The organism is Aerococcus viridans, assembly GCF_002871935.1.
In the GTDB taxonomy this organism is placed as follows: domain Bacteria; phylum Bacillota; class Bacilli; order Lactobacillales; family Aerococcaceae; genus Aerococcus; species Aerococcus viridans_B.
This window is the reverse complement of record NZ_PNHQ01000004.1, coordinates 85023-108098: the sequence shown is the minus strand read 5'-3', so window position 1 is coordinate 108098 and position 23076 is coordinate 85023. Positions and strand designations below refer to the sequence as shown.

Genomic DNA, 23076 nt, shown 5'->3' with positions numbered 1-23076 from the left:
TGCTTTTTAGCACCGAAAATTTTTGACTTTCAAATATCCAATAATAGACATGTATAATATGGTATACATACACCAAAGGAGAAGGCTATGAAAATATTAACTGTTGAAGACGATCATATGATAAGAGAGGGAATCAGTGCATATCTTTCAGAATTTGGATATATGGTTATTCAAGCTAAAGATGGTAGGGAAGCCTTGTCAAAATTTAGTAGCGATATCAATTTGGTTATCCTAGACATTCAGATACCCTTCGTAAATGGTTTAGAAGTATTGAAAGAGATTAGAAAGAAAAGCAACCTACCAATTTTAATTTTGACTGCATTTAGTGATGAAGAATATAAAATTGATGCATTTACGCATTTGGCAGATGGATACGTAGAAAAGCCATTTTCATTGCCGGTATTAAAGGCTAGAATAGATTCTTTAATTAAGAAGCATTATGGTCATATAGAAAAGTTTGAATATAAGGATTTATCGGTAAATTTTAATAGTTATACAGCTAAAATAAATGGTGAAGAAATAGATGTAAATGCAAAAGAACTAGAGATATTAAAATGTTTATTGGATAATGATGGGCAAGTATTAACAAGAATGCAAATTATTGATTATGTATGGAAGGATAGCGAAGAAATTCCTTATGATCGCGTAATAGATGTGTATATAAAAGAACTTAGAAAAAAATTAAAATTGGACTGTATAACGACGATAAGAAATGTAGGATATAAATTGGAGAGAAAATGAAAAAGTTAACCATATTTCCCAAAATGTTCATACAAATATTTTCTGTTCTTGGCATAATTATTATATTCGTTCATTTATTGGTTTTTTTTATCTTTCCTAAAACATATTTGGAGACAAGAAAAGAAGAGATTCATGATATGGCAAATGAAATCTCTAGTAATATGAACGGAAAACACATAAAAGATATAGCGCAAACTTTGGAACTTTATTCTAAGAGTAGTGAAATCAAGGTATTTATAGAAGAAAAGAATAATCCACATGAATTACAGATCAACGATAATATCAATTTTAATTTAGAAAGTGATAGTAATTCTTTGATCATTGAAGAAAGAGAAATAGAGCTGAATGATGGAAACAAAACAAATCTACAATTTGTATCTATAGCAGATATGCAGAAAGATGCGAAAGATTTAAGTCTTAAATTTTTACCCTATTCTTTATTGATATCCATTCTATTTTCTACCGTTATTTCTTTATGGTATGCTAAATTAATAAAAAACAATATACAGGAAATAAAAATTGTTACTGACAAAATGATCACACTAGATAAAAAAGCGCGTCTAAAAGTGCATTCTAATGACGAGGTTGGGCAACTCAAACAACAAATCAATGACCTATATGCTGCTTTATTAACCACCATTAACGATTTAGAAGTTAAAAATAATGAAATTATAAAATTGGAAAAGTTAAAATATGATTTTTTTAAAGGTGCATCTCATGAACTTAAAACACCTATAGCGAGCCTTAAAATCATACTGGAAAACATGAAATATAATATTGGAAAATATAAAGATAGAGATATTTATATTAACGAATGCATTGAAATAGTTGATAGTTTGACTAAAAATATTACTCAAATATTATCTGTTCATCATATAGAAAAATTGAATAATGATGAAGAATATTTGAAAATAAATGATACTTTAGAAGACGTATTGAAAAAGTATGAGGTATTGGTAAATCAAAAGAACATTACTGTCAACAATAATCTACTAAATGCGCATGCTTATATAGGCAAAACAGCTTTAAAAATGATTCTATCTAATTTGATTAGTAACGCTGTAAAATATACTGATGTAGGTGGGGTAATTAATATAGGGATTGATAACAGTTGGTTTTATATCGAAAATTCAAACAGTAATCATCATATTTCTAATATGGATCAAATATTTGAGGTTAAATTTGATTTAAACAAAGAAAATAGTAATGGGTTAGGCTTATATATTGTAAGTAATATTCTGAATAATTATAATATGGAATATAAAGCATTGCAGGATGAAGATTTTTTTATTTTTAAAATTAAAATGCTTTCTAAATAATATATAAAGAATATTCTCCTTCTGCCATTTTAGAGGACTCCTTACGTCAATATCTAGGAGTCCTTTTTTGTTATGAGACCTATATACTGTAGCGTCAAAAAAATGGTACTGCTGAATGGTGTGCCCACCAATATGTTTTGAACTGCATCCGGTCAGATAAAAGCCATGTACTGCACGCACGTGACTTCGGCTACCAACGTCAAGTCGTCCAACTGCGGATCAATATTCGTATAGATATCATGTTAAAACGATTGAGTTAGACGATTATCTTATATTTAATGATGAATATCGTTTACATTACTTTAGTTTTCTGCATTATATTATATATGATATAATGTAGAAAACTGTCAGGGGGTATTTCCATGAAATGGCAAGGGCGCAAACGTAGTGGTAATGTAAAAGACTTGCGTGGTCAAAACACCAGAGGTGGTGGATTAGGTGGTTTGGGGCAAGGGCGATCCGGAGGGAGAATACCTATTCCACTTCCAGGAGGGCGTGGAAGATCAACTGGAGGTAGAAGCTTAGGTTGCGGTTCGATTATCTTAATGTTGATTCTATTCTTTGTATTTGGAGGAACATCTTTATTAGGTGGCAATCAGTCTAGTTCAAGCAATAATCAATCAAACGATCGAACCAGTCAGGTAGATGTCCAATTACCGGGACAGATGGAATCGAATACGCAAATTCAAGCAAATCCTAATAATCAGGTCAGTTTACCAGAGACTGGATCCACAGATAGTGACACAGTTACTGAAGATGAGTTGGCTGAATTTGTTTCTGTTATCCTTTATGATACCGAAGAATATTGGACACAAGCATTTTCTGAAGCTGGATATACATATAAGGCTCCAGAGTTGGTCATCTTTGAGGATGCTGTGAATTCATCTTGTGGGTATAATACATCTGAAGTTGGACCTTTCTATTGTCCAACGGATGAAACTATTTATATCGACTTAGAGTTCTATAATCAACTTGTTAAAAATTATGGAGGCGGTGGTGATTTTGCTATGGCCTATGTAATCGCCCATGAAGTAGGTCACCATGTCCAACAGCAACTTGGTATTTCCAATCAGGTTAGACAAATTCAGTCTGAAGTAGGTGAAACTGAACAAAATCAATGGACCGTACGGATGGAATTACAAGCGGACTATCTTGCTGGTGTATGGGCGCATAACGTCGTTGAGAATGATTGGATGGAAGCAGGAGATCTTGAAGAAGGATTAAACGCAGCTTATCACATTGGTGATGACGTCTTGCAAGAAAAGGCCTATGGCTATACGATGCCCGACTCTTTTACCCACGGTACTGCTGAGCAACGGCAAAGCTGGTTTAAGAAAGGGTTAGAAGCAGGCGACTTGTCACAATGGGATACGTACAATATAGACTATAGTAGCCTATAAAGTGAGTTACAAAATTTGTTTGATGATAATAGTTTTGAAATCTATCAATACATTTGGTATAGTAGGAATACAATTAAAGAACACAACTTATTCAGAGCAAGTGGAGGGATTTGGCCCTATGAAGCTTCAGCAACCTACTTTTGGCAAGGTGCTAATTCCAACTCGAAAGAGATAGATGAGTCTAACCAAGTTATGGGCACGACGAGTCGCGTTGTGCTTTTTTTATTGAATAAAATAACTAGGAGTGTGTCGGATGTTTAATGATGAGTGCGTAAATTTTAGTGAATTTGTAGGTGGGATTAGCACCCTAGGTTTTATGCCGTATTTTCGTTTTCGCAAAAGTAAGACAGGAGATCCTAAGGAACATGATCATATTGCTGTGATCTGTCGTGATGAGCCATGTTCTGGGGACCATATTGCTAGAGTTTGCGTGTGTTGTATAGGAAAAGTCCATGTCAATGATTATGATGGATTTAAAGAGGCAATAAGCCGTGAAACATATGACCAATTAGTCAATTTGATTACTAATTTTTCCTATACAGATGTGGACTATAAAGCAATACGGTAGTAAAAAAGAGACCCTACTAGTTGCCATTTGGTAGCGACCCCCAAAAGTTAGAGCTATAAAACTAACTTTTGGGGGTCGCTACCTTGCCAAAGAGGCAGAGGGGTTTATTTACTTAGTATCGTCTATGGGGGTGACTGGTGTCCGTTCGAATATCACAACGGATATATCAGCTATGGTTGCTGAAATTCGGGCAGTTTCAGATATTCCAGTAGCAGTTGGCTTTGGCATCAACCGACCGAGTCAGGTTAAAGATATTGCCACTAAAGCAGATGGCGTCATTGTAGGGAGCGGGTTTGTGCGTTTAGTTGAAGCCCACGGTGAAGAAGCAAAAACTTACATTTACGACTATGTTCATGAGATGCAAGGTGCTTTAAGATAGGATGTGAGACAGGGCGTTCAGACATCCTAGTTTCATTGCTAAGGTAAAATAGGTAGTTGTGCGTTTAGTAGCTGATAACTGTTCCCCCATTTCAAATCACAGTTTTACTATCATAACTGAATAATTGTAAAAGGAGTTAGTAAACGATAAGCTAGCTTCTTTTTTACTGAGTATTTTTCCTGATAAGAGAATATATTAACTGTGATTCCTTGGCTATTCTTGCTTGGGAAAATTGTAAATTAAAAAAACTTGCAATATACAGTCCGACTGTATATAATCTAACTATACAGTTGAACTGTATATAAAGAATAAGGGATGATCATCATGCGTAATAGTGCTTTACCACTCACAGAAACAACTTATTTAATTTTATTGAGTTTACTAGAACCACGCCATGGCTATGCCATTATCAAAAATGTGGCGGAACTAAGTGACAATCATGTCAAAATTGCAGCCGGTACAATGTACGGTGCATTAGATAATCTTTATAAGCAGGCTTGGATTGAAGAAGTAGCTAGCGAAAATAAACGGCGGAAAGTTTATCAAATTACAGAAAAAGGCAAAGAAGTACTTGATGCAGAAATTGATAGATTATCAAATTTAACTGCGTTAGGCAATCGATTGTTTAATTAAGAGAGAAGGGGTACTATGTCTAAATCAACATATAAGTTTAAGTTATTCTTATTTGCAGATATTGATAAAGAAGAAGCATGGATAAACGCACAACGAGATAAACATTTATATCTAGCTAGCATACCTATCGGTTCCATATTGTATCGTTTTCGTGAAGCTGAAACTGACTTCGTCCCAATTACCCGGCTTGATTTTCGTGAATTCAAGAACAAATCAGCATATGAAAACTATTTATCTTTATATGAAGATGGTGATTGGTACCATATTTATGGTAATCGTTGGAATGGTTTGCATTATTTTAGACAGGACAATCCAAGTGGAGATACCAACCTATATTCTGATGAAGACTCCAAAGCACAGTTATACCTAAGATATGCTAAGTACTTAGTGACCTTATTCATCTGTTTTTTACCAATTATATTAAATCTAGAATTAATGGATTTATTAAACTTCCATACTTTTAAATCAGCCTATTTAACACCGGGACTTTGGCAAATGAGCGGTGCTCAGTTCTGGAGTGCATTTGCCTTTGAAACCCCATTTGCCCTAATGAGAATTTTTTCTGGTTGGCTACTTGTGGTCTTAGTTGCTTCATTCTTATTGGGCTCATTTATTAATTGGCGTCGCTATAAGAAATTACAAGATGAAGCGATTAGTTTATAAATTGTTTCGGTATGTTTGTATATAAGGTATATAACATATGGACGAAAGATGCATAAAAAAGGTAAGACAAAAGTCGTTTAGAATTTATGTTCTGCTTTTGGGTAATATCAAACAATGCTGACTTTTGAAAACCGATGATAAACATTTTTATATAGCGAAAAGAGGCTGGTATATTTTTGTCCCAGCCTCTTTTTGCTATATAAGTTTATTTTTTACGTTTTACTTCGATGCGATAACCATCTGGGTCAGTCACAAAGAAGTATGATGGTGTACCACCAGAAAGGCCTTTTAAATCACCAGTTTCATAGGCAGAAGCTTTACAAGTTTCATGCATAGCTTCTAAATCATCAACCGTTACACCTAAATGACTAAAGCCGTCTCCAATAGTATATGGCTCTGCATCATAGTTGTATGTTAATTCGATTTGAACAGCAGATCCTGGAGAATTTAAGTAAATTAAATCAAATTTATTTTCAGGAAATTCTCTACGACTTGCTACCTCAAAATCAAATAGGTTCGTGTAAAAATCTAATGTTGCATCAATATCTCTCACACGTAAACAAATTTCAACAAGTACTTGGCTCATTCTATTTACCTCCATTCATTTGATTAACTTCATCATAACATAGAACATAAATGCGGTCGCATGATATGAATGATTCAAGATAACAAAAACAAATGACCATGCATACATCAATTGTGTCATTGGTCATTTGTTTCTTTAGCTTATAAATATCTTTGGATGACTGGTCTTAACCTGATACTGATTGGAATAGCGATTAAGGCCCCTACACCAGATTGTAGAATGTTAGTGAACAAGCCTGCAATCGCTGCAGCAGCCGTACCATATAAGATCCAGCTAGCAATCGCATAACCGACAATCATCACAACTGCGGATAAAACTAAGTATAATACTTTTTCTTTACGGCCTTTATCTATGGCTAAACCAGCAATATACCCTTGGGCACCATGGATAACTGCTGAAAAGATTATCCACTGTGCATAACCTGAGAGTAAGTCAATTAAACCACCACTCATAGCACCGACGACCAAGCCGCCTATTGGCCCAAAAACCAATGAAGCTGTGACGATACCTACATCAGCAAACGTGAAGAATCCATTTGATGCAGGAACAGGAATAATGATAAATAAAGAGATGGCTACAACTAATGCCGCCGTCACAGCATAAAATGCATATTGTTTTTTCATATAAATTTCCTCCCTAACCCTATCAAAATAAAAATTTTTATTTAAATGAAATTTTTATTAGATAATATGAAAATTTTAATCCAATCTTTATATTATCATTTGAAAACAAATAAAGAAAGGTGGATAAAACGCTATCATTTTTATTCGCACATAAAAAGCAATGACCAGTCGAAATTGAAACTAAATGATGAAATATAATTGATTATTCATTATCTATTTAAATGTTTAACGATGTTAAGAAGAATGTCATCTAACGTCAAAAGAGGTATTCATTCAAAACGTCATGCTATAATAGTGATTGAAATACCTAGTAAGTTTGATGCTGGCTAAAAGACGCTTGTCGATGGCTAACGGTTGATGAAGGATATGTACTTGATATTTGTCAATCTAAATACTATCAATATGACCTTTTACCATTTTTAATGTATCAAATGCCCCTTTTTTATACATGAAAAACCTGTTTAAATAGAAGAAGTTGGTTAGATATGCTATGGTAGGATCATTAGTTCAAAAAGGAGTAGAGTCAATGGATGTACCAATACTATATGAAGACAATCATTTATTGGTAGTTCAAAAACCAGTAAATATACCCGTTCAAGGAGACAATAGTGGAGATAAGGATTTATTAACCTATCTGAAAGAGGATATTAAATATCGCTATCAAAAACCCGGCAATGTCTACTTAGGTTTAGTACATCGTTTAGACCGGCCGGTTGGCGGTGCGATAGTATTCGCCAAAACTTCAAAAGCAGCGTCAAGATTATCTGATCAAATTCGGCGTAATGCTATGGACCGAACTTATTATGCAGTGGTTCATGGTAGACCTAAGCAATCTAGTAATCGGTTGGTAGATTATCTATATAAGAATCGCCAGAAGAATATGGTATCCATTGTTTCAAAGAATCACAAAGAAGCCAAAAAGGCTGTTCTTGATTATACTGTCATTGCATCAAAGGATGGTCTCAGTCTGGTTAGCGTGCAATTACAGACCGGTCGTCCCCACCAAATTCGTGTGCAGTTGGCAGGTATGGGAACACCTATCTGGGGCGATCAAAAGTATGGTCAACAATATAGTCAAGTCGGTCAGCAGATTGCCTTGTGGGCACAAAGCCTTACTTTAGAACACCCGGTTAAAAAGACCATACTTACTGTCGAGTCACCACTACCAACAACTTATCCATGGGATATTTGGTAAATAAGCAATGATGAATGCAAGAAGTACTCCCTTGATAGAAGAGTGCTTTTTTTTAGGTACACTGATTTCACTATTTTAACGATCTAAGTGCAAACGAAGATGTGAGGTCACTTGCCACCAGAATTGGTTGTGCCAGCATCTTTAGGGGTTGCCCTGTATAATTATATAAGGCTACTAGTTTCTTTGTTTCATCAAGTCGCTCCTTAATATCTTCCGCAATCCCACTATAACAATGAAATTGTATATCAGGATATTTTGCTTGGACATCTTTCACTACTTGAGCAATCAGTCGCAAACTCGCTGACTCACCACCACCAATATAGACACTGCCAACGATAACATCATCTGGCTTTCGTATTTCAGCTGCCGTAGTATAGTTCTCAGCTTTGGCAATAGCTATAAAATAACGTAAAGTAGGTATCTCCATTCTAAATCCTCCTAAAGCATCGCTATAACTTTTTGTTATAACAGCACATAAAATATAACTATTTGTTATATAAAAATTTAGCGCCAATACTAGAAATAAGCAATGAAGAAGTAGATAAAGGAGCGAACCGTCATGGATTTAGAAACTTATTTAGCAGAAGTGAAGAAGGGCAACCGCATTGAAGCGGATTCTCCAGCCCATCTAGTGATGCACCAGATGAGTCAGGAAGCTTTAAAGATAACCATGCAAATCAACAATCAGTATCATGAGCCATCAAAGCTACGGCAACTCATGTCAGATTTAACCGGTCAAGAAATTGATGACAGTTTTACCCTATTTCCACCATTTTATACAGACTTTGGTAAGAATATTCATATTGGCAAAAATGTCTTTATCAACGCCGGATGCAAGTTCCAAGACCAGGGAGGTATTGAAGTCGGGGACGGTGCTTTAATCGGTCATAATGTGGTGATGGCCACCTTAAATCATGCAGAAGACCCGAGTGACCGTGGTTCAATGATTCCCGGAAAAATTACCCTTGGTAAAAATGTGTGGATTGGGTCTAATGCTACTATTTTAGCCGGTACAACAGTCGGAGATGGTGCGATTATTGCAGCAGGCGCGGTTGTCACAAAAGATGTCCCAGCCAATACGGTTGTAGGTGGCGTCCCTGCAAAAGTGATTAAAGAGATACAGTAAGATAAAAATACCAGTCAACTGAAAGATTTACTTCAGTTAACTGGTATTTTATTACTTCTTAACATCGGAAACCATACCCATACTCTTTATAGTCGGGTTCGAGTCTCTAGAAATGACTGCGTTTCAGATGAAGTTGTAGCTGACTGTATCATCTACTGCCTTCATCTTCCAATGGTTCATTTCTAATCGGTTTGTGTCACACCCTATGGAGTTGAGCTCCAAATGTCAGACTCGTGCCACTTCAGGATTAGGCTACGTGATTTTTAATCACTCCGGCTAATGCTTCCATTGTTACGAGTCTAAACGACATTTGTCACATCCTGTAGTTGAGCTCGTCAGGGCAGGCAGGTGTCCGCTTCAGAAATAGATTGCGTGATGTGCCATCACTACATCTATTTCTTCCATCGTCTCCTGTCTGAACGCCCTGCCTCACATCCTTTAGTCGGGTTCCACAAACCAGAAATGACTGCGTTTCAGATGAAGTTGTAGCTGACTGTATCATCTACTGCCTTCATCTTCCAACGGTTCATTTCTAATCGGTTTGTGTCACACCCTTTTTAGTTGAGCTCCAAATATCAGACTCGTGCCACTTCAGGATTAGGCTACGTGATTTTTAATCACTCCGGCTAATGCTTCCATTGTTACGAGTCTAAACGACATTTGTCACATCCTGTAGTTGAGCTCGTCAGGGCAGGCAGGTGTCCGCTTCAGAAATAGATTGCGTGATGTGCCATCACTACATCTATTTCTTCCATCGTCTCCTGTCTGAACGCCCTGCCTCACATCCTTTAGTCGGGTTCCACAAACCAGAAATGACTGCGTTTCAGATGAAGTTGTAGCTGACTGTATCATCTACTGCCTTCATCTTCCAACGGTCCATTTCTAATCGGTTTGTGTCACACCCTTTCTATTCTACTGGGTATCCGCCTAGTGTCCAACCGCCGTCTTGGATTAGGTTAATGCCCTGGATATAGTCAGAGTCATCTGAGGCAAGGAAGAGGGCTGTTTTTGCGATTTCATCTGGTTGGCCTGGTCGTCCTAGTGGTGATTTTTCTAGACGTTTGTCTGTTACAGTTTCGGTCATTGGGGTATCAATAAAACCAGGTGATAGCGTATTTACCTTAATGCCTTTAGGTCCTAGTTCATGCGCTAATTGGCGCGTCATTCCGACTAAACCATATTTACTTGACATATAAGGTGTTCCGCCAACACCAACCATACCGGTAGCTTGCGAAGCAATATTGATGATCACACCTGAACCACGTTCAATCATATGTGGTACGACAGTTTTTGTAGCTAACCAAGGTGCTTTTAAATTTAAGCGGATGACGTCATCGAAAAGCGCTTCATCCGTGTCTTGAATTGGATCGTAATTATCCAAAATACCTGCACCATTATAAAGGATATCGATTTTACCATAGTGATCTAAAGTGGTTTGAACAGCATCTTTAATGGATTGGCTTTCATTTAAGTCAGCTTTTACAAAAAGACCTGTTGGCCCAAATTCAGCAATTGTATCTAAAATCTTATTTGCCTTGTCTTCGTTACGACCAACGATAGCAACTTGTGCGCCTTCTTTAGCGTACAAAGTAGCAGTTGCCTCGCCAATACCTGATGTACCACCAAAAATTAATGCGACTTTACCATCTAATTTTCCCATTAAAAACATCCTTTCTGATTTTAAATGTTGATTACTTCTAGCATAGGAGATTTAGATAGCGCTTGCAAATAAAATACATGGTTGTGTCTTGGCTATATTTTAAAGAATAAGCTAAACTAATGACATAGATTGAAAAGTAAGGACGCGTGAACTATGAAAATTATTTTTTCTCCAGCCAAAGAAATGAAGCTAGATCAAGTATCTGCAAATCAACCTAAGTATTTAAACACTACTAATACTATTATCCAAACCTTACAGACGCTGTCAGATGAGGAAATAAAAGCAATTTACAAAATTTCCGATCAACAAGTGTCACAAGTAAAAGACTATATCCAACATTTAAACGTGGGAGATGCATACCCAGCCTTATCTCTATACAATGGACTAGCCTTTCGCCAAATTGATGTGGATACAGGTGACGGCGCTATTGGGGCATATTTAGACCAACACTTGCGTATTTTATCTGCTTTATATGGGCCCTTGAAAGCTTTTGAACCTATACGACCTTATAGGCTTGATTTCAATACTGCATTAAAAGTTGAAGGTCAAAACTTGCGTCAATTGTGGGACAATGATTTTAATCTTTTTTTTGAAGAAGGGGAGGTCATTTTAAATCTAGCGAGTCAAGAATTTTCAGGAATGTTAGATAAAGACCGCTACACTTGGATTGACTTTGAATTTTATGAATATGATGAAATAAAAACAAATGGTTTAAAAAAACATGCAACCATTTCGAAAAAGGGACGAGGGAAAATGCTGCAATTCTTAGCAGAAAATCAAATTAAAGAGCTGTCAGCTATTAAAGCGTTTTGTAAAGATGGTTATCAATTTGATTCAGAACGTTCAAATAGCAGAAAAATCGTCTTTATAAAATAAAAAAATATTAAGTGTTTTGTGAAAAAATGTGTGAAACACATAAAAAATATTGCATATGTCTCTTGGACAGAAGGATTGAAGGAAGCCTTCACTAGAGAAGATTCACTAGGTTTACCACCACTACCAGGTGGCGAAACCATCCAACACTTACATACAGGCCGTTATGATATGTGAAGAAAATAAATAAGATCAAAAAAGCGTTCATATGAACGCTTTTTTGATACAAGATTGTTTTTTATAAATTTCTTAACACCACCGGCATTAAGGGGAAGTACTGGCTATAGGAGAAATTTTAGAATATAAAATGTTTTTATTATTTATTATATAAGCAACATTTTTGAGTGTCATTTTAGTAGGTGTTACCCTTTAAGTAATATAAATAGGAGGTTTTAGATTTGAAAAATCCAATGGATAAAAATGGACTAGTTAAAAATAGTGAAAGTCGTAACCAAGTTGTACCGGATAATCCAGCACTCCATACTGATGAAGGGGCACCGGTGATCAATAATGATGATACGATGACAGCAGGTCGACGAGGACCAAGTGTATTACAAGATACTTGGCTACAAGAAAAACTAGCGAATTTTTCTCGTGAAGTCATACCAGAAAGACGTATGCATGCAAAAGGTTCTGGTGCATTTGGTACATTTACAGTGACCAATGATGTGACTAAATATACTAAAGCAAAGATTTTTTCTGACGTAGGTAAACAGACAGAAATGTTTGCGCGATTTTCTGAGGTCGCTGCTGAACGTGGAGGTGCGGATGCCGAACGTGATATCCGTGGTTTTGCCCTAAAATTCTACACTGAAGAGGGTAACTGGGATATGGTTGGAAATAATACACCAGTATTTTTCTTGCGTGATCCTAAACACTTTATTGATTTAAACCGTGCAATTAAACGTGACCCCAAAACCAATATGCGTAGTGCCAATACCAACTGGGACTTCTGGACATCACTACCAGAGTCATTGCACCAAGTGACCATTACAATGAGTGACCGTGGTATTCCATCATCTTATCGCTTTATGCACGGTTTTTCTTCTCATACCTACAGCTTAATTAATGCCAATAACGAACGTGTATGGGTGAAATTCTTCTTCCGTTCTCAACAAGGGATTCAAAATCTGACTGATCAAGAGGCAGCTCAAGTGATTGCAGAAGATAGAGAATCACACCAACGCGACTTATTTGATGCGATTGAATTTGGACAATATCCTAAATGGACATTATATTTCCAAATTATGACTGAAGAAGAAGCTAAACAAGTAGATTTTAATCCGTTTGACTTAACAAAGGTTTGGCCAAAAGAAGACTTCCCGTTTGTTGAAGTAGGAGAAATGGAATTAAATAAAAATCCTGAAAACTATTTCCAAGACGTTGAACAAGCTTCATTTAACCCTGCCGCTTTAGTTCCAGGTATCGGTGTTTCACCAGATAGAATGCTACAAGCACGTTTATTCTCATATCCGGATGCACAACGTTACAGAATTGGTGTTAATTATCATCAAATCCCCGTGAACTATCCGCGTGGCGTAAAAGATTTCCATCCTTATAGTCGTGATGGTCAAGGACGTATGGATGGTAATGGCGGAGGACAAATCCATGTGGAACCCAATTCATATGGCAACTGGAAAGACCATAAAGATATGGCAGAACCACCAATGGATGCGGGAGATGTTGATTATTACGATTTCCGTGGAGACGATAATGACTATTACACGCAACCAGGTATTTTATTTAACCGGATGACACCAGAACAACAATTAGTTTTATTTGAAAATACCGCACGTGCAATGGGCGATGCTACGCTACAAATTAAGCACCGTCATATTAATAATTGCTACCAAGCAGATCCTAAATACGGGGAAGGTGTAGCAGAAGCCTTAGGTATTGATATCAATACTGTTGATTTAACACCAACACCAAGGGATTCAGACCAAGCCAACCGTGAAGCCAATGCCCGCGGTGCTGAAGATCTTAATGTGCCAACTGAACCTGCACAACCAGTATCAGCAAAGGATTTACCAGAAAAAGGCCGTGATACCAACGTTCAAGATCCAACAAGCTTAACAGGTATTATGGACGATCCATTTGTCTTATAATCAGAAGCACCTTTGAGTTAGTCATTTATTTTAGGAGGACAAAAATGAAAAAAAGATTTTATCCGATATTAGGAATGGTTATTTTTCTGACACTGCTTGCTAGTTTAATTGGAAAAGCAAGCATTTCAATGGGACTGGTCATGGGGTTAATGGTATTTGCTTTAATGTTAGCGAGTACCCTGCAAATTATTTTGAACAATGACCAAGGATCTCATATACAAGCTGCATCCACTACAATCATAGGTGGGATTTTAGCGATGATTAGTCACGTTGCAATAGCATTCACAGGTTTCGATAATCTGTTATCAGGATCAGTGGTCGCTATTACAGGATTTGTCGCTGTAATTGGTTTTATTGCTTATGCAATAGCTAGTTTTATCCGTTTGAAAACTACCGGAAAAATGACTCAAGCTAGTCAATTGACTTTTAATAAATGGACAAAAGGGATTCTTATTGTAAGCACTACTGCAACCCTTATCCATATGCTGTCATTTGATTTCTTACATCAAAATATAGTGTTCATGAGCTTAATTACTTTTTATGTTGTATCAACAGTCATTGCTTTTATATACGCCAACAGCAAACAAGCCGTGAGCGTGTAAAATTAAAAATATAGTGAAATAAATCTCCAAGAATTACGTTAAAGGTAGATTCCTGGAGATTTTTTTATTATTTAAATTAAGAGTATTAATAGATCTAGTGTTTATATTTGTTTAAAAATGTTAATTAATGTTGATAAATGAAATGTAAGCGCTATAATTACAGATGTAAAGTATATAAGAAGAGGAGGATTTATATTGTCAGAAGTTAAAGAATCGTTAGTTTCCATAGAGGATACTTTTATTTCAGAAGCCACAACTAGCGAAGAAGTTTTAAAAGAAATTGGTTTGAAATTATTAGAGAAAGGACTTGTGAAAGAAAAATTTGTAGAGAATATTCTTGAACGAGAAGAGAATTATCCCACTGGCTTAGATTTGTCCGTAATTAATCCGAGTTACGATAATATTGCAGTCCCTCACACCGAAGGAGAATACGTGAACACTACTAAGGTAATTCCTGTAGGTTTAACTAATAAAATTGTATTTCATAATATGATTCGACCTAAGGAACCTTTAGAGGTATCTAATTTATTTATTATTTTGAATAATAGTCCTGAGGAGCAATCGCAGATACTAGCTAAAATAATGGATTTCATTAATTCTCTAGATATTGAAGAAGCAGAAGCTTTATTCCAAGCTTCAACGCCTTCAAACTTATACGATGTCATTAAAAATAAACTATAGATAAAAATTAGGAGGTAATAGTATGACTAAGATTTTAGCAGCATGTGGTGCAGGAGTTAATTCTAGCCACCAAATCAAACACGCTATTGAAGAGGAAATGAAAAATAGAGGATATAACGTAACTTGTGATGCAGTGATGATTAAGGATATTACGGAGGATCTGTTAAGTAAGTATGATATTTTCGCAGAAATTGCTGAAACGGATTTCTCTTTTGATATCAATATTCCAGTCGTCAATGCAGGTCCTATTTTATATCGTATTCCAGCTATGGCAAAACCAGTTTTCGATGAAATAGAAGCAATTATTAAATAAGACTTTAAAAGCACTTGGAGGTAGAAGATGAGCTATATAATTGATTTGGCGAATACAGTACTCCAACCCTTAATAAACTTAGGGGCTGCTCCATTAATGACGATTATATTAACAGTCATTGCTTTACTGTTTCGTGTGAAATTTACTAAAGCACTTGAAGGTGGGATTAAATTAGGGATTGCATTAACTGGTGTTGGTGCAATTATGAATATTTTAACCGGTGCTTTCTCTAATGCACTAGGAGAATTTGTAGCAAATACAGGGCTAAATTTAAATGTAACTGATGTTGGGTGGGCACCACTCGCAACCATTACATGGGGTTCACCGTATACACTATATTTTATGCTGATTCTCCTAATTGTTAATGGTATTATGCTTGCACTAAATAAAACAAACACGTTAGATGTAGATATATTTGATATTTGGCATTTATCTATAGTAGGTTTGTTTGCGATGTACATGGGGGCTAACTTACTCGTAACTACATTGTTGGTTGTATTTATTGGGGTATTAAAAATTATCAACTCAGATTTAATGAAACCAACTTTCAACGATTTATTGAATGCACCAGATGAAAACCCAATGACTACCACTCATATGAATTATATGATGAATCCAATCATTATGTTATTAGATAAAATTTATGACAAACTATTTTCATGGTTAGATAAGTACGATTTTGATGCAGCTAAATTGAATAGTAAGATTGGTTTTTGGGGATCTAAATTTGCAATTGGAATTTATCTAGGAATTTTCGTAGGTCTGTTAGCAGGTATTTCTATTCAAGAAATGTTGACACTAGGCTTTACGGCAGCTGTTTGTTTGGAGTTATTCTCTGTTATTGGTCAATGGTTTATTGCTTCTGTTGAGCCACTATCACAGGGCGTAACTGATTTCACAAGTAAGAAATTCTCAGATAGAACTTTTAATATAGGTTTAGATTGGCCATTTATCGCTGGTCGTGCGGAAATTTGGGCGGTGGCTAATGTATTAGCACCTATTATGCTGATTGAAGCATTAATCTTACCTAATAATGGGCTTCTTCCACTTGGTGGGATTATTGCAATGGGCTTAACGCCAGCATTATTGGTAGTTACTCGCGGTAAAATTATTCGAATGATTGTGATTGGTACAGTATTGCTACCCACATTCTTATATTCAGGCACATTAATCGCACCATTTGTTACTGAAACAGCAAAACAGGTAGGTGCATTCCCAGCAGATGTAGCTTCAAACTCATTGATTTCACATACTACGTTAGAAGGACCAATTGAGAAATTTGTGGCTTATTTTGTGGGACAAGCATCACAAGGCGATATTGAAATGATGATATATGCTGCTTTAGCAATTGCTTTATACCTTATTCTGTTTGTCTGGTATGCAAAACAAATGCAGAAACGAAATGCTGAATACGCTAAGAAAGGATAGAGATTCATTTTTGATAAAATGATTCGAAAAGCTTCCCAAGGACTTTTAAAAGTCCTTGGGAAGCTTTTTATGATTGAATAGTAAGAATATTTATGGTGAGTAAGTGACTGTTATTCAGAAACTAGGAGGATATTAGCGTACTTATTGATGTGTTCATACCGGTGATCTTCATCGTTATTAATCACAACCGCATTCACATCGTTTAGAGAATAATAAGTGAAGAAATCTTCTTTACCTACTTTAGAAGCGTCTAGTAACAGAAACTTTTCTACTGAATTATTCAGTGCTAATTCCTGCGTTTTTCCTTCTTCTAATGTAGCAGTCATAATGCTATTATTTGTTACGCCATTAGCACTAAAGAATGCCTTATGAAATTTTAAATTCTCTAATACAGCAAGAGTAATATACCCATTAAATGCTTGTGTATTCTTCTTGATTTTTCCGCCTAGTAGGTATACATTGATATCCTTTTCAGCTAGGGTATTGAAAACGGGTAGACAATTTGTATATACTTCATAATCTTGACGCTGCATCTTTTGTGCCACGATTTCCATGGTAGTACCAGGTCCCATATAAATGATATCGCCATCGTTGATTAACTCAATAGCCTTGTCTGCGATACGGTTTTTTTCTTGAATATTAATGACTTTTTTTGCTTCATGGGATAGTTCTTCTTTAGGATATTCTTCTTTAGAAATGGCTCCCCCATGAACTCGTCTTAATGCACCACTTTCTTCAAGTTCTGTTAAATCTCGCCGAACGGTCATATCTGATACATTAAGTTTGTCAACAATATCTGTTACGGATACTGTACCGTTTCGTTTAAGTAAATCTAGGATAAGTTCATGTCTCTTTTCCTTTAACATTGTTGAGTTCACCTCACTTCCTGTCAGCTATAATGGTTACTTTTAATTATCAATAGTCACGTATTATTATGATTCATGCCTATAAAAAAATAAAGCCCTTCTCAAATACATAGTATACTTGAAAAGAGCACGAAATAAATTAATATTCGGTTACAGTCACGCGATTAAATAAATCATCATAATGATCGGTAGCGATATGGCCCGTCACACTCTCCATTGCATTTAACATACCAGTTGTCATCGCTTGCTTAAGTAGATGAATATCATCTAATTTATCCTCCAAGGCACTGGCAATACCTGCTACTGTAGCATCACCAGAACCAACAGGATTTACAACAGGAATGGTCGGTATATTGACCTTATAGAAACGATTATTATGTTTGGCAAAAGCGCCATCGCCGCCTAAGGACACTACAATCCACTCAATTCCTGAAAATAAATCATTGGTTAATACAGATTTTAAACTATCTGGGTCAGAACTAACTTCAGTTCCTAATAAATCTGATAGTTCTTCAATATTCGGTTTAATGACAGTAGGCTTCTGAACAGATTTTAGCACACTTGAAAGATTTGCTTTAGAGGTATCTAAAACAATTTTCTTGTTTGAATCATTCGCAAATTGAATTAATTTTGCATAATAGTCATCTTCTAAACCATTTGGTAAAGAACCAGATATGGTAATGACATTAGCGTGGCTAACCAATGCCTTGAAGTGGTTTAAGAAAGCTAGTTTTTCATCATCTGCTATAGTAGGACCTGATTCTAATACTTCAGTTTGTTGGTTATCGTGCAGGATGGCTATACAATTTCTTGTTTCACCTTTTATTGATAAAAAATCATTTTGTATACCAGACTCATTCAGATCCTTCACAATTGCTTTACCCAAATTACCACCAATAAATCCAGTGGCAGTTACAGCTTTATTTAAATCGTGTAAAACCCTAGTGACATTGATACCTTTTCCACCAGCTGTCTTGCTTACTTTATCAGTTCTATTCGTGGTATCTAATTTTAGGTTTGAAATTGTGTATGAGATATCTATAGAAGGGTTCAGGGTTACAGTCAATATCATACAATCACCATTTAATCGTGGTATTCGCCACGATCCCATTTTTCAAGATATTCAGTAAATAAGTCAGAATTATCAGCTTGATTGCTAGATTCTAAATGTGTAATTTTATCGATTAATGTTTTGTTTTCTTCTGATGGCTGATATTCTTCTTGAATAAAGGCTGTAATGATATCTTCCATTAACAATTCACCGGTAATCATACCACCAAAGGCAATGACATTCGCATTTAATTCACGTTTCGAATATTGTGCGGTAGTCATGTCTCTAACCAAAGCAGCACGAATCCCTGGGACTTTATTGACAGCATTAGAAATACCAACACCGGTACCACAAATGACAACGCCTAGATCAGCTTCTCCACTAGCTACTGCTTCGCCCACTTTTCGGCCATAAATTGGATAATGTGTTCTTACATGATTATAGGTACCTACATCGATTACTTCATAACCTTGTTCAACTAAATAATCGGATACATTTATTTTGATATCCGTTACGATATGGTCACAACCAATTGCAATTTTCATAAATTTACCTCCTATTTTATTCATTAGCACATAGCATTTAACATATCTACTCTAATTTGGTGACGTCCACCATCATAGTCGGCAGATAAAAAGGCGTCGACAATATTTTCTGCCAATTCAGGACCAACAATTTGTTCCCCTAAAGTGATAATTTTTGAATTATTGTGTTCTCTAGTCATATAAGCTGAGCGTTCATCAGAAACTTCAGCTGCAATAATGCCTTTGATTTTTGTTGCTGAAATATATGAACCTGCACCATAGCGATCAAATAAAATGCCCCGTGCGTTATCATCAGCTAAGATTTTTTGAGCCACTTTAGTAGTAGATTCTACAAAGTCAACACTTGCGGTCTCTGATAAATCTTCGAACTCATAGTTGTTTGCTTCTAGGAATTGTTTGATCGTTTCTTTTAACTTCATACCATCCTTATCAGCACCAAGATATACTTTCATATGATTACCTCCAAAATTAAATTTTTATATTTACAAACATATTGTAGAACATAAACAAACAAAAAACAACAATAACAATCAAATTTAATAAAAATAAGTGATTTAATAATCTTTTAAAAAGGACTTGACTAGTTATTGAAAGCGTTATAATATCTAATTAAACAAAAAGAAACATAAAACAACACAAAAGAACACACATCCATAAGGAGGACATTATGAAAATAGTATCAGCAGAAAAATTAAATCGATTAAAACAGTTATCCACTGAGGAAGGGTTTATTTCAGCACTAGCAATTGACCAACGTGGGTCATTAAAAAAGATGATTGCACAAGCTGGAGAAACAGATGATATTCAAAAAGCTGTAGAAACATTTAAAGAAGCAATTTCTGAAGAATTAACCCCTTACGCATCTTCTATCTTATTAGATCCAGAATATGGTTTACCTGCTTCAAAAGTAAAAGCACCTACTTCAGGATTGTTATTAGCTTATGAAGAAACAGGGTATGATGCCTCTGAACCTGGTAGATTACCTGATTTATTACCTATTTGGTCTGCTCGAAGAATTAAAGAAGAAGGCGCAGATGCCGTAAAATTCTTATTATATTATGATGCGGATGAGGGAGTTGAAATTAACGATCAAAAACAAGCTTTTGTTGAACGGATTGGATCTGAATGTAAAGCAGAAGATATCCCTTACTTTTTAGAAATTTTAACGTATGACAAAGATATTGAGGATGCTAAATCTAAAGAATATGCAAAAGTGAAGCCAAGAAAAGTAATAGAAGCAATGAAAGAATTCTCTAAGGATAGATATGATGTAGATGTCTTAAAAGTGGAAGTACCTGTAAATATGAACTTCGTAGAAGGTTATACAGAAGAAGAACCAGTATACACACTCGAAGAAGCGAAAGGTTATTTTAAAGCCCAAGATGAGGCGACAACACTGCCTTACATTTATCTAAGTGCAGGCGTAAGTTCAAAATTATTTAGAGATACCTTGGTATTTGCTAAAGAGTCTGGCGCAGCATTCAATGGTGTATTGTGTGGGCGAGCTACTTGGAAAGATTCAGTTGCTGTATTTGCAAATGATGGAGAAGAAGCTGCGCGTAAATGGTTGAGCACACAAGGTGTAGCTAATATTGAAGAATTGAATAAAACTTTAAATGAAACAGCAACATCTTGGGAAAATAAAATATCAAGTAAATAAAAATATTTAACGGAGGCATAATTATGAATAAAGAAGAAGCAACTATGATAGGTTTTGAAATTGTTGCCTATGCAGGTGAAGCACGATCAGTTTTGGTGGAAGCTTTATCCAAAGCCCGTAATGGTGATTTTGAAGCAGCCGAGCGATTAGTTAGCGAAGCGAATGAAAGCTTGGTGGATGCACATAATGCTCAAACAGATATGCTAGCTAAAGAAGCAAGTGGAGAAGATATTGAATTAGGCTTTATTATGGTTCATGGACAAGATCATTTGATGACGACCTTATTATTAAAAGAAATTGTGACTGATTTTATTGAACTTTACCGAAGAGTAGGTGACTAAAATGATGGAAAAATTAATTTCTCAGATTGAGAAAATGAAACCATTTTTCGAGAAGTTATCTAGAAATATTTACTTACGGGCGATTAAAGATGGTTTTATCTCGGCTATGCCGATAGTTTTATTTTCAAGTATTTTTATGCTAATCGCTTATGTACCGAATGTTTGGGGATTTTATTGGAGTGATGAAGTAGTTGCCTTCATTGTAAAACCATATACCTTCTCAATGGGGATTTTAGGACTACTCGTTTCAGCAACAACAGCAAGGGCGCTAACAGATTCCTATAATAGACGCTTGCCGGCAACCAAGCAGTTAAATCGGGTTTCCACCATGATTGCAGCGATTGTTGTCTTCCTATTCCTTTCATCAACTGAAATTGCACAGGGTGAAGGGGATGCAGTTGTTGCAGGATTTTCATCTGGTTATCTCGGCACAACAGGCCTATTAGCAGCCTTTGTAGCAGCCTTTATTACCGTAATTGTCTATAATTTCTGTATGAAAAATGACATTGCCATTCGAATGCCAGAGGAAGTACCACCAAATATCTCACAAGCATTTACGGACGTTATCCCATTTGCTATTGCAGTGGTCATCGCGTATGGTATTGACATTGCGATTCGTGCTTTTACAGGCGTAAGTTTTGCACAAGCCATAATTCAAATGTTTCAACCCTTGTTTACTGCAGCCGATGGTTATGTGGGGATCGCCATTATTTACGGTGCTATAGGATTCTTCTGGTTTATTGGTATTCATGGACCATCAATTGTAGAACCAGCCATTACTGCAATTGCCTTCTTGAATATGGATGCAAACCTAGCATTAATCCAAGGTGGCGAGCATGCTGCTAACATTATCACACCGGGCTTACAGTACTTTGTTGCAACATTAGGGGGTACAGGTGCAACGTTTGTCGTGCCTTACTTATTTATGTGGTTTGGTAAATCAAAACAAAATAAAGCAGTTGGGAAAGCGTCATTTATCCCAACCTCTTTTGGTGTGAATGAGCCAATCCTATTTGGTGGACCATTGGTACTGAATCCAGTATTCTTTGTACCTTTTGTTTTAGCACCTATTTTAAATGTCTGGATTTTTAAATTCTTTGTAGAAGTTTTTGGAATGAATGGATTCTCTTATTTCCTACCTTGGCCAACACCAGGACCTATAGGTATCGTATTAGGGACAGGAATTGCACCTTTATCATTTGTTGTAGTGGCTCTACTGATTGCAGTAGATGCGATTATTTACTACCCATTCTTTAAAGTTTATGACAAACAAATTTTAGAAGAAGAAATGCGTAATGAAGCCGAAATCATTGAAGAACAAGAGGAAGAAGGAGAAAAAGAGCCTGTAGATGTAGACACAACATCAACTGGTAGTCATATTAAAGATGAGGTATCTGTATTAGTATTGTGTGCTGGAGCAGGAACGAGTGGCTTACTGGCAAATGCTTTAAATAAAGGAGCCAAAGAATATGATGTTCCAGTAGTAGCAGGTGCAGGGGCTTATGGTGCTCACCAAGAGATTATGGGCAATTATGATTTAATCATATTAGCACCTCAAGTAGCTTCTAACTATGATGATATTAAAGCAGATGCTGATAGATTAAATGTGAGATTAGTAAAAACTAAAGGGAAAGAGTACATCTCTTTAACTCGAGATCCAAAAGCTGCACTAGAATTTGTTGATTCTGTATTAAAAGAAGCATAAAGTAAAGGAG

General features: G+C 35.9%; 27 protein-coding genes and 1 riboswitch. Of the genes, 19 read left to right on the top strand and 8 right to left on the bottom strand.

Annotated features, from left to right (window positions below; all coding sequences use genetic code 11):
- The first annotated feature begins 87 nt into the window (after positions 1-87).
- The 7 genes from CJ191_RS02770 to CJ191_RS02740 all read left to right on the top strand — a co-directional run bounded on the left by CJ191_RS02770 (position 88) and on the right by CJ191_RS02740 (position 5703).
- Entirely contained in the window at positions 88-741 is a 654-nt protein-coding gene (locus tag CJ191_RS02770) for a response regulator transcription factor (protein ID WP_070468617.1), read from the top strand.
- Entirely contained in the window at positions 738-2060 is a 1323-nt protein-coding gene (locus CJ191_RS02765; protein WP_102198942.1) for a sensor histidine kinase, read from the top strand. Before CJ191_RS02770 ends, CJ191_RS02765 begins: the two co-directional genes overlap by 4 nt.
- Positions 2061-2422: 362 nt before the next feature.
- Positions 2423-3460 carry a KPN_02809 family neutral zinc metallopeptidase gene (gene ypfJ, locus CJ191_RS02760; RefSeq protein ID WP_102198941.1) on the top strand — a complete coding sequence of 346 codons (1038 nt, stop codon included), beginning with the start codon at positions 2423-2425 and terminating at the stop codon, positions 3458-3460.
- Between the two features lie 84 nt (positions 3461-3544).
- A riboswitch (SAM riboswitch) is annotated at positions 3545-3642 on the top strand.
- Positions 3643-3713: 71 nt separating this feature from the next.
- Positions 3714-4028, top strand: coding sequence for a hypothetical protein (locus CJ191_RS02755; RefSeq protein ID WP_102198940.1), 315 nt, complete (start codon positions 3714-3716; stop codon positions 4026-4028).
- 130 nt (positions 4029-4158) lie between these two features.
- On the top strand, positions 4159-4407 hold the full coding sequence (locus CJ191_RS02750; RefSeq protein ID WP_445534772.1) for a tryptophan synthase subunit alpha: 249 nt from the start codon (positions 4159-4161) through the stop codon (positions 4405-4407).
- A gap of 321 nt (positions 4408-4728) precedes the next feature.
- On the top strand, positions 4729-5040 hold the full coding sequence (locus tag CJ191_RS02745; RefSeq protein WP_102198948.1) for a PadR family transcriptional regulator: 312 nt from the start codon (positions 4729-4731) through the stop codon (positions 5038-5040).
- 15 nt (positions 5041-5055) lie between these two features.
- Positions 5056-5703 (top strand): DUF2812 domain-containing protein, encoded by a 648-nt coding sequence (locus tag CJ191_RS02740; protein WP_102198939.1) that lies wholly within the window; start codon positions 5056-5058, stop codon positions 5701-5703.
- A 205-nt stretch (positions 5704-5908) separates the two neighbouring features.
- Here the strand turns inward: CJ191_RS02740 and gloA are convergent, their stop codons facing one another.
- On the bottom strand, positions 5909-6289 hold the full coding sequence (gloA, locus tag CJ191_RS02735) for a lactoylglutathione lyase (protein WP_102198938.1): 381 nt from the start codon (positions 6287-6289) through the stop codon (positions 5909-5911).
- A gap of 140 nt (positions 6290-6429) precedes the next feature.
- Positions 6430-6912 (bottom strand): ECF transporter S component, encoded by a 483-nt coding sequence (locus CJ191_RS02730; RefSeq protein ID WP_102198937.1) that lies wholly within the window; start codon positions 6910-6912, stop codon positions 6430-6432.
- A 526-nt stretch (positions 6913-7438) separates the two neighbouring features.
- Between CJ191_RS02730 and CJ191_RS02725 the strand changes: the two genes are divergently transcribed.
- A complete protein-coding gene (locus tag CJ191_RS02725; RefSeq protein WP_102198936.1) occupies positions 7439-8107 on the top strand; it encodes an RluA family pseudouridine synthase in 669 nt (222 codons plus the stop codon).
- A gap of 70 nt (positions 8108-8177) precedes the next feature.
- Here the strand turns inward: CJ191_RS02725 and CJ191_RS02720 are convergent, their stop codons facing one another.
- Positions 8178-8534 carry a hypothetical protein gene (locus CJ191_RS02720; RefSeq protein ID WP_102198935.1) on the bottom strand — a complete coding sequence of 119 codons (357 nt, stop codon included), beginning with the start codon at positions 8532-8534 and terminating at the stop codon, positions 8178-8180.
- 132 nt (positions 8535-8666) lie between these two features.
- On the opposite strand from CJ191_RS02720, the gene CJ191_RS02715 reads away from it, so the two are divergent.
- Entirely contained in the window at positions 8667-9233 is a 567-nt protein-coding gene (locus tag CJ191_RS02715; protein WP_102198934.1) for a sugar O-acetyltransferase, read from the top strand.
- 907 nt (positions 9234-10140) lie between these two features.
- Here the strand turns inward: CJ191_RS02715 and CJ191_RS02710 are convergent.
- Positions 10141-10893, bottom strand: a complete 753-nt coding sequence (locus CJ191_RS02710; RefSeq protein ID WP_180960922.1) for an SDR family NAD(P)-dependent oxidoreductase — start codon at positions 10891-10893, stop codon at positions 10141-10143.
- A 153-nt stretch (positions 10894-11046) separates the two neighbouring features.
- Here CJ191_RS02710 and yaaA point away from each other — a divergent pair, with 153 nt between their 5' ends.
- The 7 genes from yaaA (at position 11047) to CJ191_RS02680 (ending at position 16898) form a co-directional block, all read left to right on the top strand.
- Complete coding sequence (yaaA, locus tag CJ191_RS02705; protein ID WP_102198932.1) at positions 11047-11769, top strand: peroxide stress protein YaaA; 723 nt, start codon at positions 11047-11049, stop codon at positions 11767-11769.
- Between the two features lie 30 nt (positions 11770-11799).
- On the top strand, positions 11800-11943 hold the full coding sequence (locus CJ191_RS09120; protein WP_180960923.1) for a hypothetical protein: 144 nt from the start codon (positions 11800-11802) through the stop codon (positions 11941-11943).
- Between the two features lie 221 nt (positions 11944-12164).
- Positions 12165-13874, top strand: a complete 1710-nt coding sequence (locus tag CJ191_RS02700; protein WP_219721553.1) for a catalase — start codon at positions 12165-12167, stop codon at positions 13872-13874.
- 44 nt (positions 13875-13918) lie between these two features.
- Complete coding sequence (locus CJ191_RS02695; protein ID WP_102198931.1) at positions 13919-14476, top strand: hypothetical protein; 558 nt, start codon at positions 13919-13921, stop codon at positions 14474-14476.
- Positions 14477-14671: 195 nt separating this feature from the next.
- The gene (locus tag CJ191_RS02690) at positions 14672-15157 is read left to right on the top strand and encodes a PTS sugar transporter subunit IIA (protein ID WP_102198930.1); all 486 of its coding nucleotides are present in this window, start codon (positions 14672-14674) and stop codon (positions 15155-15157) included.
- Between the two features lie 22 nt (positions 15158-15179).
- Positions 15180-15470 (top strand): PTS sugar transporter subunit IIB, encoded by a 291-nt coding sequence (locus CJ191_RS02685; RefSeq protein ID WP_102198929.1) that lies wholly within the window; start codon positions 15180-15182, stop codon positions 15468-15470.
- A gap of 27 nt (positions 15471-15497) precedes the next feature.
- Positions 15498-16898 carry a PTS galactitol transporter subunit IIC gene (locus CJ191_RS02680; RefSeq protein ID WP_102198928.1) on the top strand — a complete coding sequence of 467 codons (1401 nt, stop codon included), beginning with the start codon at positions 15498-15500 and terminating at the stop codon, positions 16896-16898.
- A gap of 110 nt (positions 16899-17008) precedes the next feature.
- Here the strand turns inward: CJ191_RS02680 and CJ191_RS02675 are convergent, their stop codons facing one another.
- The 4 genes from CJ191_RS02675 to lacA all read right to left on the bottom strand — a co-directional run bounded on the left by CJ191_RS02675 (position 17009) and on the right by lacA (position 19812).
- Positions 17009-17764: a DeoR/GlpR family DNA-binding transcription regulator gene (locus tag CJ191_RS02675; protein ID WP_102198927.1), complete on the bottom strand. Its 756-nt coding sequence runs from the start codon at positions 17762-17764 to the stop codon at positions 17009-17011.
- A gap of 139 nt (positions 17765-17903) precedes the next feature.
- Positions 17904-18836, bottom strand: a complete 933-nt coding sequence (lacC, locus tag CJ191_RS02670; RefSeq protein WP_102198926.1) for a tagatose-6-phosphate kinase — start codon at positions 18834-18836, stop codon at positions 17904-17906.
- Positions 18837-18847: 11 nt separating this feature from the next.
- On the bottom strand, positions 18848-19360 hold the full coding sequence (gene lacB / locus CJ191_RS02665; RefSeq protein ID WP_102198925.1) for a galactose-6-phosphate isomerase subunit LacB: 513 nt from the start codon (positions 19358-19360) through the stop codon (positions 18848-18850).
- A 23-nt stretch (positions 19361-19383) separates the two neighbouring features.
- Positions 19384-19812, bottom strand: a complete 429-nt coding sequence (gene lacA, locus CJ191_RS02660; protein ID WP_102198924.1) for a galactose-6-phosphate isomerase subunit LacA — start codon at positions 19810-19812, stop codon at positions 19384-19386.
- A gap of 215 nt (positions 19813-20027) precedes the next feature.
- Between lacA and lacD the strand changes: the two genes are divergently transcribed.
- The 3 genes from lacD to CJ191_RS02645 are packed head-to-tail and all read left to right on the top strand — an operon-like array spanning position 20028 to position 23066.
- A complete protein-coding gene (lacD, locus tag CJ191_RS02655) occupies positions 20028-21020 on the top strand; it encodes a tagatose-bisphosphate aldolase (protein ID WP_102198923.1) in 993 nt (330 codons plus the stop codon).
- 23 nt (positions 21021-21043) lie between these two features.
- Complete coding sequence (locus CJ191_RS02650) at positions 21044-21361, top strand: PTS lactose/cellobiose transporter subunit IIA (protein WP_102198922.1); 318 nt, start codon at positions 21044-21046, stop codon at positions 21359-21361.
- 4 nt (positions 21362-21365) lie between these two features.
- On the top strand, positions 21366-23066 hold the full coding sequence (locus CJ191_RS02645; protein ID WP_102198946.1) for a lactose-specific PTS transporter subunit EIIC: 1701 nt from the start codon (positions 21366-21368) through the stop codon (positions 23064-23066).
- Positions 23067-23076: the final 10 nt, after the last annotated feature.